The 13184-nt window shown below is 42.7% G+C and carries 11 protein-coding genes and 1 pseudogene; 7 read left to right on the top strand and 5 right to left on the bottom strand.

Going from position 1 to position 13184, the window contains the following annotated elements; all coding sequences use genetic code 11:
• The first annotated feature begins 3 nt into the window (after positions 1-3).
• The 3 genes and pseudogenes from J7R07_RS02470 to J7R07_RS08335 all read left to right on the top strand — a co-directional run bounded on the left by J7R07_RS02470 (position 4) and on the right by J7R07_RS08335 (position 3055).
• Positions 4-405, top strand: coding sequence for a glycine zipper domain-containing protein (locus J7R07_RS02470; RefSeq protein WP_208435363.1), 402 nt, complete (start codon positions 4-6; stop codon positions 403-405).
• Positions 405-2267, top strand: coding sequence for an ABC-F family ATP-binding cassette domain-containing protein (locus J7R07_RS02465; protein ID WP_208435634.1), 1863 nt, complete (start codon positions 405-407; stop codon positions 2265-2267). Before J7R07_RS02470 ends, J7R07_RS02465 begins: the two co-directional genes overlap by 1 nt.
• Before the next feature lie 421 nt (positions 2268-2688).
• Positions 2689-3055: pseudogene (locus J7R07_RS08335) on the top strand (helix-turn-helix domain-containing protein).
• A gap of 20 nt (positions 3056-3075) precedes the next feature.
• Here the strand turns inward: J7R07_RS08335 and J7R07_RS02460 are convergent.
• The gene (locus J7R07_RS02460; RefSeq protein WP_208435362.1) at positions 3076-3390 is read right to left on the bottom strand and encodes a hypothetical protein; all 315 of its coding nucleotides are present in this window, start codon (positions 3388-3390) and stop codon (positions 3076-3078) included.
• A 208-nt stretch (positions 3391-3598) separates the two neighbouring features.
• Here J7R07_RS02460 and J7R07_RS02455 point away from each other — a divergent pair, with 208 nt between their 5' ends.
• From J7R07_RS02455 to J7R07_RS02440, 3 genes are all read left to right on the top strand, one after another.
• Entirely contained in the window at positions 3599-4651 is a 1053-nt protein-coding gene (locus tag J7R07_RS02455) for a tetratricopeptide repeat protein (RefSeq protein ID WP_208435361.1), read from the top strand.
• A 505-nt stretch (positions 4652-5156) separates the two neighbouring features.
• A complete protein-coding gene (gene efp / locus J7R07_RS02445; RefSeq protein ID WP_208435633.1) occupies positions 5157-5732 on the top strand; it encodes an elongation factor P in 576 nt (191 codons plus the stop codon).
• A gap of 11 nt (positions 5733-5743) precedes the next feature.
• Positions 5744-6535: an inositol monophosphatase family protein gene (locus tag J7R07_RS02440; RefSeq protein WP_208435359.1), complete on the top strand. Its 792-nt coding sequence runs from the start codon at positions 5744-5746 to the stop codon at positions 6533-6535.
• Between the two features lie 275 nt (positions 6536-6810).
• On the opposite strand, the gene J7R07_RS02435 is transcribed toward J7R07_RS02440, so the two are convergent.
• Positions 6811-8601, bottom strand: coding sequence for an ABC transporter transmembrane domain-containing protein (locus J7R07_RS02435; RefSeq protein ID WP_208435358.1), 1791 nt, complete (start codon positions 8599-8601; stop codon positions 6811-6813).
• Positions 8602-8788: 187 nt separating this feature from the next.
• Between J7R07_RS02435 and rpmE the strand changes: the two genes are divergently transcribed.
• Positions 8789-9010: a 50S ribosomal protein L31 gene (rpmE, locus tag J7R07_RS02430; RefSeq protein ID WP_208435357.1), complete on the top strand. Its 222-nt coding sequence runs from the start codon at positions 8789-8791 to the stop codon at positions 9008-9010.
• Positions 9011-9314: 304 nt separating this feature from the next.
• On the opposite strand, the gene J7R07_RS02425 is transcribed toward rpmE, so the two are convergent.
• From J7R07_RS02425 to gap, 3 genes are all read right to left on the bottom strand, one after another.
• The gene (locus tag J7R07_RS02425) at positions 9315-10346 is read right to left on the bottom strand and encodes a class I fructose-bisphosphate aldolase (RefSeq protein ID WP_208435356.1); all 1032 of its coding nucleotides are present in this window, start codon (positions 10344-10346) and stop codon (positions 9315-9317) included.
• Positions 10347-10450: 104 nt separating this feature from the next.
• Positions 10451-11644 (bottom strand): phosphoglycerate kinase, encoded by a 1194-nt coding sequence (locus J7R07_RS02420; protein ID WP_208435632.1) that lies wholly within the window; start codon positions 11642-11644, stop codon positions 10451-10453.
• Positions 11645-12133: 489 nt separating this feature from the next.
• Positions 12134-13141: a type I glyceraldehyde-3-phosphate dehydrogenase gene (gene gap / locus J7R07_RS02415; protein WP_208435355.1), complete on the bottom strand. Its 1008-nt coding sequence runs from the start codon at positions 13139-13141 to the stop codon at positions 12134-12136.
• Between the last annotated feature and the right edge of the window lie 43 nt (positions 13142-13184).

Raw genomic sequence — 13184 nt, 5'->3', positions numbered from 1 at the left:
AATATGTTAAAATCAGTTTTGAAAGTGGCTGTTGTTTCAGCAATTGGCCTTAGTACGGTGGCTTGTACCGTTAATGATCAACGCGTGGCACGTTATGGTGTGGGGGGTGCTGCAATCGGTGCTTTGGCAGGGACAGCAATTGGTGGAAGTACTGCTGGAGCAGCACTGACAGGGGCTGCATTTGGGGCTCTTGCAGGGACAGTAACAGGTGCTGCAGCAAACCAAAAAAGACAACAAAAACAACAAATTGTTGTTCAGAAGTCACCATTGTGCAGCTATCGTAGCCGTAGAGGTCACATTTACCAAGCACCTTGCGCACAAAGAGTGCAGACACAACAATTATGTACTTACCGTGATGGAAGAGGTGTAATGTATCAAGCACCTTGTCCGCAACGCGTTCGTTAATGACGCCACCGCTGCTGCGGCTTGACCGCATTTTCCTAACCTTTGGAACAGCCCCTTTGCTCGACCAAGCCTGCTTATCGGTTGAGGAAGGGGCCCGCATCGCCCTGGTGGGCCGGAATGGGTGTGGAAAATCAACGCTGTTAAAAATTGCCGCAGGAATAATTGAGCCGAGTGGTGGGGAAATTTTTCGCCATCCTCGGCTAATTATTCGTTATGTTTCGCAAAATCCTGATTGTTCAGGCTTTGAAGATATTCATACCTTTGTAGAAGGGGGCCTGGACGATGCTCCTGATGTGCAGTGGATAAACACACTACGTACAAGTTTAGGTTTTTCAGGAACCGAAAAGTTAGCGACACTTTCTGGTGGTGAAAAACGGCGCGTTTCTTTGTTGCGTGCTCTTGCTGCAAAACCAGATGTTTTTCTCTTAGATGAACCGACAAATCATCTTGATTTGCCAACCATTGAATGGCTTGAAGGTGTTTTACGCTCTTTGCGTTCAGCGATTGTGGTAATTTCTCATGATCGGCGATTTTTAGAAAATGTTACGCATTCCACTGTATGGCTTGATCGGGGTGCGACCAAAAGGCTGGAAAAACGTTTTTCAGAGTTTGAAAGTTGGCGTGATAAGGCGTTGCAAGAAGAAGCCCTCGAGCAGCATAAATTGGGGCGACAGATTGTGCGTGAAGAACAATGGTTGCGCTACGGGGTGAGCGCACGGCGTAAACGGAATGTCCGGCGTTTGAACGCTTTAAAAGAGCTAAGACAGAGTCGGCAAACCTATCGGGGGCAACCAGGTAGTGCAGTTTTGACGGCTACGAAAAGTTATCATTCTGGTCAATTGGTGCTTGAAGCCAAGCGTATTTCAAAATCCTATGGTGATCGCGTTATTGTGAAAGATTTTTCTTTGCGCATCCAGCGTGGTGATCGGATCGGCTTGGTTGGTCCTAATGGCATTGGAAAGACTACCTTGCTTTCCACTCTCATCGGCAAGGAAGCCGTTGATAGTGGAATGGTGAAGCATGGCTATAATCTTTCCATGGCAATGCTTGATCAACAGCGTCTTCTCAATGAAGAAGAAACCTTAGCGCATTACCTCACGGGGGGAAGAGGCGATACTCTGGTGATCAATGGGCAAGAACGCCACGTAGTCTCTTATATGAAAGACTTTTTGTTTTTACCCGAACAAGCACGGACACCACTCAAAGAATTTTCAGGTGGAGAAAGAGCCCGTCTCATGCTTGCTAAGTTACTTTCGCGTCCGGCAAATTTTTTGATTCTTGATGAACCAACCAATGATTTGGATATGGAAACATTGGATCTCTTGCAAGAATTTATTGCCGACTTTGCTGGAACAGTGTTGTTGGTGAGCCATGACAGAGATTTTTTAGATCGTACTGTAACCCATATGTTGGCACCCCAAGGCGATGGCCATTGGCTTGTTTATGCTGGAGGCTATAGTGATATGGTCGCACAAAACAAGCAGGCCGCAATGTTAGGGCGCAAAGAGAAAGAATTATCACAACGTAAAGCGCTAACAAATCCTCGTGCACAGGGCAATGCAAAACAGTTTTCATCACCAAATCGTGGCTCTATGGAATACGAGAAAATAAAGCCACGCAAACTCTCTTATAAGCAGGTTTATGCACTGGAAAAATTGCCTGTGCAGATCGCTGCTTTGCAGGATGAAATCAAAAAAATTGAACAAGAACTCTCTGATCCAGCGCTCTATTGTAGCAATAGGGAGCGTTTTGAGTGTTTATCAAAAAGACTGGAAGAGAAGAAAAATACTTGCGTGCAAAAGGAAGAGGAATGGTTGGAACTTGAATTGTTGCGCGAAGACATAGAATGTGTGAAGTCATAAAAACGCTTTAGCATTAATATTGAGACTATTTTAAAAGATAGTGCTGGTTTTGGTGCTATGAGCAGTTCTCCTTTTAATACATGATTTTAGAGAGTGTAGATAAAAGTTTGAGAAGAGAAGTATTTCTCATGAAAAAATTATAAGTTCAGAAACACTGTTTTCATTTTTATTGTAAAACCCCTGAAATTACTTTATGATTCAAAAAATGTTTTGGTCGCATACGCAACGACCAAGAGGGTCTTGAAAACCCGAGATCCCAGCGTAAAAATCAACCCACTCTGTAGATGTCACGGGATTCCGGGAGGTTTTGCTCTGTCCAGGTGCTATAAGCACTAAAAGCAAAATGCTGACTCGGATTCAGTGTTTTCAAGCTCCCGGAATACCAACGCGAGGGCGCTCGCACCCGGCGGGGGGCTTTAGAGTGCAAACAAAAAATCCTCAGAACGACATTTTTTTGGGCAAAAAAATTCGCTTCAGAAGAAAAATGCTGAAAATGCCTCAAAAACAGTTAGGGCATGCTTTAGGTGTAAGCTCCTAACAAATTCGAAAATATGAAACAGGATTAAACCGTATCGCAGCAGGTTTGTTAAAGAAAATTGCCGATATCCTGAGTGTTCCACTTTCCTTTTTTATGCCGATATTTTAGCAAAACAAGCATCCCCATATCATCATGATGAAAGCATATTGAGCAGAGAGGAATACCTGCTTTTAAAAAGATTTAGAGTGCTCACCTCTTAAAACAAAGAGCCATTTTACAGCTAATCTTTGTCCCAAATGAAAGCTTTTAAAGGTATGCGTATAGAGAGGATTAGGGGCTAAGCTCTTTGAGCATAAACACAGATTCGTATTTTTCAAAAGAACAATCCCCTCCCCGAGCTGTTGGTAAACAAACTGGCTTCTTAAGGAGCAGCTCCCTGTTGGTTTTCCACTTCAGATGGTTTCTTTCACAAAATCTATGGGCAGGCCCACTTTGAATATTCACCGCTTTCGCATAAAAACACCCCATGCATAAAGTTTTGGCCTTCCAACCCCACCATAAATAATAGTATTGTCCAATAACAGGATAAACATCCATGATAAGGAATTGATAAAAAAAACAATACGTACCTGCTGCGTTATCCAATTGGTATAACAACCGATAGAGATTGTGCTCCCCAGATATTGGTTCAAGTAAGAAGCGGTTTTGCAAATTTTGATGAGATGGTAAAAACCATATGTGTATTTATGACCGCTGGAGAAAGCATTTTTTCACATGATAATCCTTTGATCCTGCTTGAAATGGCGAAAGAAAAATGTGAAAACGCTTAAGCCGTTATGAGGAGGAAACGTCCATGATTAAAAGAAGCATCAAACTACTTACCGTGGGAGGTGTGGTTTGGCTTGCAAATATTACCACTGTTGCAAATTCTATTGCAACCGCTGAAGAATCCTCAAATCTTGAAAATTCTTTGAATACTATTCAAGATGCTTCAAATATGCAAAAACCTTTCCAGCCCTTACAAGCTGGACAATATGATCAAGCCTATGACTACTATATCCAAGGCTATTATTTAAATGCCTTCCGTGAAGCACTCAGACGTGCAGAACAAAATGATCCTTTCGCACAAACTCTTCTTGCCCGCATTTATATGGAAGGGTGTGCCGTTCCTCGTGATGGTGCGCGTGCTGCTTTGTGGTTTGAACGTGCAGCAAAACAGGGTGAACCACAAGCACAACTACGCTATGGGCTTATGTTATTTGATGGTAATTTTATTACACAAAATCAAGAACTTGGTGAAGAATTTATTCGAAAAGCTGTAGAAGCTGGAGTCAAAGAAGCCTATTTTTATTATGGGGAATTGATACTTTATAAAGCCTCGCGTGAAAAGCAAAATCTTCCTGGTGTCACTTCAGAAAGTCGCGAAAATGAATCTGTAGAACAGGCACTCAAATGGTTTTTAAAGGGTGCAGCACTTGGAGATTCTGAAGCTGCTTTTGCTGCCGCAAGAATTCTTTCCTTAGGAACTTTAACACGGCCAAAGGACGACCATAATGCACGCAAACTTATGGAAGTTGCAGCGCAAAACAATCATGCCCCAGCGCAACTTCTTTTGGCAAAATGGCTCGTACAAGGTCGCGGGGGAGAAACTGACTTGCAACGTGCTTTTCATTTGCTTCGAAGCAACGCCACCAACATGGTCCCGCCGGCACAAGTTTCTCTTGCAAGACTTTATCGAGATGGTATAGGTACAAAAAGTGATATGATAATGGCCGCGGCTTGGTATATGCTTGCCAAGCACGCAAAACTACAAGCGCCTGATCTTGAAATGATGCTTCAAAGAATGGACAAAACACAATTGGAAACAGCACGCAAAGAAGCAATAAAGCTCCTTCCTATTTTTTAAAAAACACTGCATAAACTGGAACAAACCCATCTTGCAAAGCTTTATCAAGATGACAGAGGCACAAAAGGCGGTACGGAAATAGCAACAAGATGGTGTATGCTTGCCAAGCAGGCAAAGAAGCAATACAATTTCTTACTGTTTTTTAAGCAATGCTTGAAAAAAGGAAAGGCTTTATTTTAAAGAGATAAATTAAAGAAACAACGCTTCCAAAAATCTCCTTAAAAAACTTTGTGCAAATTACTAAAAGGCTTGCGTCTTGGTTATTTTTATGGTCTTGCAAAAAGTTGAAAAGCAAGAATAAATAAAAATTCTTTATTTTGAGGTATTTTCTAAGCTTTTTTCTCTCACAAAAGCGTGAAAAGACCACAAGAGGGCCTACCGCAAAAACAACAAAGGATGGCTCACCATAAAAACAACAAAAGAGCGCGCCAAAAAAACAATAAAAAAGATAGCCGTAAGGATAAAAAAAGAGCTCTTTTTGCAAGAATGGAATTGGATAGAAACGATGAAAATTAATGGCAATGAAATTCGCCCTGGTAATGTAATCGAGCATCAAGGAAGCTTATGGGTTGCTGTTAAATGCAACGCTGTAAAACCGGGAAAAGGTGGTGCATTTAACCAAGTCGAGATGAAAAATTTGCTTGATGGTACAAAACTCAATGAGCGCTTTCGTGCTGCTGAGACGGTAGAACGCGTACGCCTTGAACAAAAAGATTTTACCTTTCTTTATCAACAAGATGAGGCTCTAGTTTTTATGGACTCACAGTCCTATGAACAACTTGAATTGCAAAAGGATTTTGTTGGTGAACGCGCTGCTTTCCTTCAAGATGGGATGACCGTGACGGTTGAACTTTATCAAGAAAAGCCCATTGGCATATCGCTTCCTGATCAGGTAGTTGTAACGATTGCTGAGGCTGATCCTGCCATTAAAGGGCAAACGGTCACCTCCTCTTATAAACCTGCCATTCTTGAAAATGGTATTCGCATTCTTGTGCCACCTTTTATGAATGCTGGTGAACGTATCATTGTCGACACCAACGAATTGGTTTATTTGCGCCGTGCAAATGAAAAGGATAAATAAAGGAATAAAAGATGGCTCATTCTGCAATCATGAATGTCATGGTGCAAGCCGCAATGAAAGCTGGACGCTCGCTCGTGCGTGATTACGGTGAGGTACAAAATTTACAAGTGTCTTTGAAAGGGCCAGCAGATTATGTAAGCCAAGCAGATCGTAAAGCGGAAAAAATTATTTTCAATGAATTGAGCAAAGCACGACCAAAATTTGGTTTTCTGATGGAAGAATCAGAGGAAATCATTGGAGAAGATTCACAACATCGTTTCATTGTCGATCCTTTAGACGGCACGACAAATTTTCTCCATGGTATTCCTTTTTTTGCTGTTTCTATTGCCTTAGAAAGCCAAGGGAAAATTGTTGCAAGCGTCATTTATAATCCGGTGAGTGATGAGCTGTTTACCGCTGAACGTGGTGGTGGTGCTTTTTTTAATGACCGACGTTGTCGTGTTTCTGCACGGCGAAGGTTAGAAGATTGTGTCATTGCTACGGGCATGCCTCATTTTGGTCGCCCGGGTCACGGAGCATATCTTATTGAACTGCGTAATGTGATGGCAGAAGTTGCTGGACTTCGCCGTTTTGGAGCTGCTGCTCTTGATTTGGCTTATGTTGCCGCTGGAAGAACCGATGGATTTTGGGAAGATAATCTGCAAATTTGGGATATAGCTGCTGGAATCTTGATGGTTCGCGAAGCCGGGGGTTTTGTCACTGATAAAGATGGAGGCGATGCTATATTTCACAAAAAAAATATCATTGCAGGTAATGAATACATTCGCATCAAGTTAGAAAGAACCCTCAAAAAAGGCATTTAGACCTCAAGAGAAGAGTTGCTAGCGCGATAGTAGAGAATTGTTATCGGTCTATCTTTCCATAAACCCCCATCAATCCATGATGAGGTCGTTATTTTTACGTTGCACAAGCACTTTACCATTGCCTTTTAACACCACGCGCTTTAAATGCGAAAAGCCCTCAAAAAAAGGCACGAAACGCACAAAAAACAGTCTTTAAAGAGCAATGGGGAAACAGCGGTATTGTAGTTTCATAAAGACCAACAACAAAAAAAAGATTGAATCTTTGTGAGGGGTACTTATTGGGGTGAAAATTGCAATTTGGCTAAGTAAGCATAAACCCCGTTTTGTGCGACGAGTTCTGCATGCGTTCCCTCTTCAACAAGAGTGCCTTTATCCATCACGAGAATCCGATCAGCTTTTAAAATCGTTGCCAAACGATGGGCAATCACCAAGGTTGTTCTATTTTTCATCAGCCCTTCTAAGGCTTCTTGCACTAATTTTTCACTGTTTGCATCTAAGGCTGAGGTTGCTTCATCGAGCAGCAACAAGGGTGCATTTCTCAAAATCGCACGTGCAATACCAACACGTTGTTTTTGTCCACCAGAAAGCATGATACCACGTTCTCCCACTTCTGTATCAAAACCTTTTGGTAAGGCTTCAATAAATTCCAGTGCATTGGCTGCTTTAGCCGCAGCGACGATTGCCTCTTCATGGGTATTTTCTGTTCCGAAAACAATATTATCACGCAGTGTACCATCAAAAATAGCGACATCTTGTGGGACATAAGAAATTGCACCACGTAAATCTTGGAGAGAGAGGCGATTGGTTTCCACGCCATCAAAGCGAATGTGACCACTTGTTGGATCATAAAAACGAAGGATCAAAGAAAAAAGTGTGCTTTTACCTGCGCCCGATGCACCAACAAAAGCAACCGTTTCACCCGCTTTGACAGCAAAAGAAAGAGAATGCAAAATCTTGTCTTCTGGTCTAGAAGGATAAGTAAAATCAACCTGATCAAAAACAATTGCACCTTGGACAGGTTTCGCCAATGGTGAAGGAACGGGAGGTGATAAAACCGTAGGCTGTTTTTGCAATAATTCGGCAAGCCGTTCAGCAGCTCCTACTGCTTGAATGAGTTCTGCACCAAGTTCCGATAATTGGGCAAAGGTGGAAGCTCCAAAAACAGCATAGAGGACAAATTGGCCTAATGTTCCCGCCGTCATAGTACCATTCAACACATCCTGTGAGCCAATCCATAAAACAGCAACCACACTGCTAAAAACCAGGAAAATTGCAAAGCCAGTAAAAAAAGAACGTAAGATCACAGAAGCACGTGCTGTTTGAAAAGCACGTTCTATCAACTGTGAAAAACTCGTTGCAACGAGTTTTTCAGCGGTAAAAGCTTGCACCGTGCGGATAGCACTTACTTGTTCCGTTGCCAAAGCATTGGCATCTGCGACACAGTCTTGTGCTGCACGTGTGCGTGTACGCACCCTACGCCCAAAGACAACTAACGGAATCGCCACAAAGGGGATCGCAAGCAGCACCAGTGCAGATAATTTAGCATTGGTAATCACCATCATCACAATTGCACCAATCACCACAATCAGATGACGCAAAGCGGTAGAGGCGGTTGAACCAACGGCTAATTTTATTTGTGTTGTATCTGTTAGAAGCCTCGAGACAAGCTCACCAGAATGAGATTTGTCAAAAAAAGCAGGAGAGAGCTTCATAATATGGACAAAAATATCACGCCGCAAATCAGCAACAATTCGCTCTCCCAAGGTGATGACACAATAATAGCGGCAAGCCGAAGCAAGTGCGAGAAACAAAGCTAAGACAAACAAAATAAAAAAATAAAAATTGATATGACCGTGGCTTGAAGTGGAAAAACCATGATCAAACATTTTACCGATAGCAACAGGCAAAGCCAATGTAACAAGGGCAGCAACCGTTAAAGCAACAAAAGCAAGGATAAACAACCAGCGATAGCGTACAAGGTAAGGACCAAAAGTTTTTAGCGAAGAGAATGAAGGCTTTTTGATAAAAGGATCGGCAGATTTTTCTGAATGATTGAAAAAATTCATAAGATTTCACTCCCTATATTAGGCTGTCTATAACACTGATGCAATGATGTATCTTGAACACTTGTTTTTTTATGCGTGCTCAGTTATAGGAATGGTACTTTAATCAATTTATCAAAAAGACAAAGGAAGTGCACTTAAAAAAGTGAAAAAGTGACATTTCATTTTATAGACACAAAAGGTTTAACCCATGAAAGCGCATATTCATCCCGACTATCACAGAATTACCGTCATTCTGACGGATGGTAGCCAATACAACACACGCTCCACTTGGGGAAAAGAAGGGGACATTCTTCATCTGGATATCGACCCAAGAACGCATCCAGCATGGATAGGTGGATCTCAAACCCTCGTAGACCGTGGTGGTCGTGTTTCTAAATTCAAAAATCGTTTTGGCAATCTTGGCATGTAAAAACCCCATTCTGATTGTGTAGAACAAAAAGGCAACCAAGAGAGCTATTTCTCATTGAAAAAACAAATTGCTTTGGGCTTGTAGGAACCACATCATTTTACAGTTCTTACGGTGTGGTTTTTAGAGAGAGCACGTGAAAATTCCAATAAAATACCCCGTCGCTTTGAGGTGTTGTTTTACATATTGAAAATATGTGAACCGATGCGGTTTGTATTCATCTTCATGATACAGAAAACAGGAGAAGGCATGCAAGAAAAAGACTTCTCCCGAAGCGAGAAAAAATCGTTTGTAAAATTTGTTGCTTTTAAGCGCAAGATTTTTCCTGGTCTTTTGTCCACTTTCCCAACGCGGCCAAATGGTTCATGCGTGCGCGATGACAAAAAGCCTTTTGTGCAACAGCAATATTTTCGTGGCGACCAGCCCATGCCTTCAAAGCAGCTGCTTGCAATGCCCGCCCGTAAGAAAAGGTCAATTTCCAAGGCAATGTTCCCAAAGCATTCATAGCAGACAAATGCGCTGTTGCTTCTTCATCAGATTGCCCTCCAGAAAGGAAAGCAATTCCTGGAACAGCAGCAGGCACAGTCCGTTTAAGTACCTGAACTGTTTTTTCCGCCACCTCTTCAATGGAAGCATTGCGCGCATCTTTTCCATCAATCACCATATTGGGCTTTAAAATCATCCCCTCTAAAACAACACGGGCTTCAAACAATTCTTTAAAGACCGCGGTTAAGACAGCCCATGTCACCTCAAAACAACGCGCAATTGAATGCACGCGCGAAGTCCCATCCATCAGCACTTCTGGTTCAACAATGGGCACAATCTTAAGCTCCTGACACAAAGCAGCATAGCGTGCAAGAGCTTGTGCATTTTGGCGAATTGCCCCTCTTGTTGGCAGGGTGTGTGCATCAATGGCGATCACAGCCCGCCACTTAGCAAAACGCGCTCCCAAAGCGTAGTAATCTTTCAAACGCTCCCGAAGTCCATCCAATCCTTCTGTAATCGTCTCGTGAGGAAAAGCCGCCAAGGGTTTTGCACCCGTATCGACCTTAATTCCCGGCAAAGCTCCTGCCTCACGAATAAGATCGGTCAACATTTTTCCAGACGATGCTTTTTGACGAATAGTTTCATCAAATAAGATGACACCAGAAATAGCACTTTCCATAGCTTCTTTTGCGCTAAAAAGCATTTCACGATAAGCGCGGCGATTATCCTCATTGGACTCAACACCAATGCTTTCAAAGCGCTTTCCAATCGTCGCAGTACTTTCATCTGCCGCCAAAATACCCTTACCTGTATGCACTAGAGTAAGTGCTCTATCTTCAAGACATTCATTCATAACACATTCCTCATTCGTTCGTCTTCATTTCCAAAAGTGCGCAACATAACCAGCACACCTTCGATAATCTTAAACTTCTTTCAACACCTTCTTACATAAAGCCTTTAAGCCTTCATGAGAGCAAGAATGCCAGGAAGCACCTTCCCTTCCATCCATTCTAAAAAAGCACCACCCGCAGTGGAAAGATAAGTAACATCATTGGCAACACCAGCATGGTTAAGGGCAAAAACTGTATCTCCCCCTCCGGCAATTGAAACCAATTTTCCTGCCACGCTTCTTTCTGCTGCATGGTGTGCCACCGCAATGGTTCCTTGATCAAAGGGAGGCATTTCAAAAACACCGAGGGGTCCATTCCACACAAGGGTAGCAGCTTCATCAATCGCAGCATTGATACGGGCAATGGAGCGTGTCCCAATATCCATAACCATGCCCTCTTCTGGAATATCTCCAATATCATAGAGCCGATGCGGTGCATTTTTTTCAAAGCGAAATCCAGCAATCACATCCACCGGGAGCAAAAGCCTACATTGACACTCCCGTGCTTTTGCAAGAACCTTTTTTACCGTTTCCATGAGTGCATATTCACACAGCGACTTTCCAACAGACACACCTTGCGCTGCTAAAAAACTGTTGGCCATGCCTCCCCCAATCACCAAGGAATCGACCTTTTCAACCAACTGATTGAGCACAAAAAGCTTACTAGAAATCTTTGCGCCTCCAACAATTGCAATCACCGGATGTGTTGGATTACCAAGCCCTTTTTCTAAAGCCTGCAATTCATACTGCAAAGAGCGCCCCACATAGGAAGGCAATAAATGTGTTATTCCCTCCACCGAAGCATGGGCACGATGAGAAACGGAAAAAGCATCATTCACATAAAGATCGCCATTATGGGCCAGAGCCTCCGCAAAAGAGCAATCATTTTTTTCTTCACCTGGATGAAAACGAATATTTTCAAGCAGTAAAACATCACCATTTTGCAAAGCTTCAACCGCTATCTGTGCGGCTGTCCCAATACAATCTGATGCAAAAGCCACCGGCTGATGGATGATTTTTTCCAAAACTTCCACAACGGGACAGAGTGAAAATTCTGGCTCTATCTTCCCCTTGGGGCGACCACAATGAGAAAGAAGAATGAGCTTAGCACCACGCTTTTGCAGTTCAATAAGTGTCTCTTTATGTTGTTTAAGACGCGTCTCATCGCATACCTTGCCTTGCGCCATTGGAACATTAAAATCCACCCGTACAAGAACACGCTTTCCAGCAACATCAACATCATCAAGTGTCTGAAAACCCATCACTGTTCCCCCTTTACTTTCCGTCGTTTCAAACAAAAACGCACCAACTCAACTTTCTCTCTCTTCAACCTTCTTTTCATCTTCAATCAAGAAAATCACTCGTACTGATAACTCAGACAAAAACACGCCTCTAAGCTGACATCAACATCATCAAAGACCTGGAAACCTATCACTGTTCTCCCTTTACTTTCCGTTGTTTCAAACAAAAACACACCCACTCAACTTTCTCTTTATGTAAAAGCACAGAGATACACATCTGTATTATCTCAAGCTTTATCTCGTTTAAGGTTCATTTTTCTAAATTTTGCTCTTGCATACGGTTTGAAACACCACACATACCGTATAGACCCTCTCCCAATCACTGAAGCAACATCTTTTCTTTGGTGCACAAAGAGCAGTCTCAACGCGTTTTTCCAAAAAAAATACATCTTGCTATTTTATTCTAAAATTTTGTCTTTTGAATAGAAAAAGGGACCCGAAGGTCCTCTATTATAGTGTTTTGGCAAAAGCTACTGCCGTATCAGCCATGCGGTTTGAAAAACCCCATTCATTATCGTACCAAACCAGTACACGACAGAGATGCCCATCGATCACCTTTGTTTGATCATTGTGGAAAATAGCTGAATGCGGATTATGATTAAAATCGCAACTCACAAGCTTTTCTTCTGTAGTGTCCAAAACTCCCTTGAGCGAACTTTGTGCAGCAGTACAAATAGCCGTATTAATTTCTTCGACCGTTGTGGAACGCTTAGCATTAAATGTCAAATCAACTACGGAAACATTTGGTGTTGGAACACGAATTGATACCCCATCAAGCAACCCTTTTAATTCTGGCAAAACCAACCCAACAGCCTTCGCTGCTCCTGTTGAGGTAGGGATCATAGAAAGAGCCGCCGCACGTGCACGATAAAGATCACGATGCATTGTATCCAAGACAGGTTGATCACCCGTATAAGAATGGATTGTAGTCATAAAGCCCTGTTCAATACCCACCGTGTTGTGCAAAACCTGTGCAACAGGTGCCAAGCAGTTGGTTGTACAAGAAGCATTAGAAACAACCCGGTGCTCTTTGCTTAATGCGTGATGATTAACCCCGTAAACCACCGTGAGATCTGCCCCTTCAGAAGGTGCAGAAACAAGAACACGCTTTGCCCCTGCATCCAAATGCGCACTTGCTTTGTCACGTGCAGTAAAAATGCCTGTACATTCTAAAGCAATATCGACCTCTAAAGCTTTCCACGGCAATTGTGCGGGGTCACGCTCTGCCAATACCTTTATCAAACTACCCCCGACGTCAAGAGCATCACCAACAACCTTAACATCCCTTGGAAAACGCCCATGCACCGAATCATAGCGCAACAAATGGGCATTGGTTTCCACCGATCCCAAATCATTCACAGCCACCACTTTAATATCTTTTCGTCCACTCTCCACAATGGCACGTAAAATATTGCGTCCAATACGACCAAACCCATTAATTGCAACGCGAACCGTCATTTCACACTTCCTTATTTATTCTTATAGCGTTTATAGCCCAACA

It is taken from the genome of Bartonella phoceensis (assembly GCF_902825145.1).
Lineage (GTDB): Bacteria > Pseudomonadota > Alphaproteobacteria > Rhizobiales > Rhizobiaceae > Bartonella > Bartonella phoceensis.
Note: the sequence above shows the minus strand (reverse complement) of the source record. Positions and strands in the feature narration are given on the sequence as shown.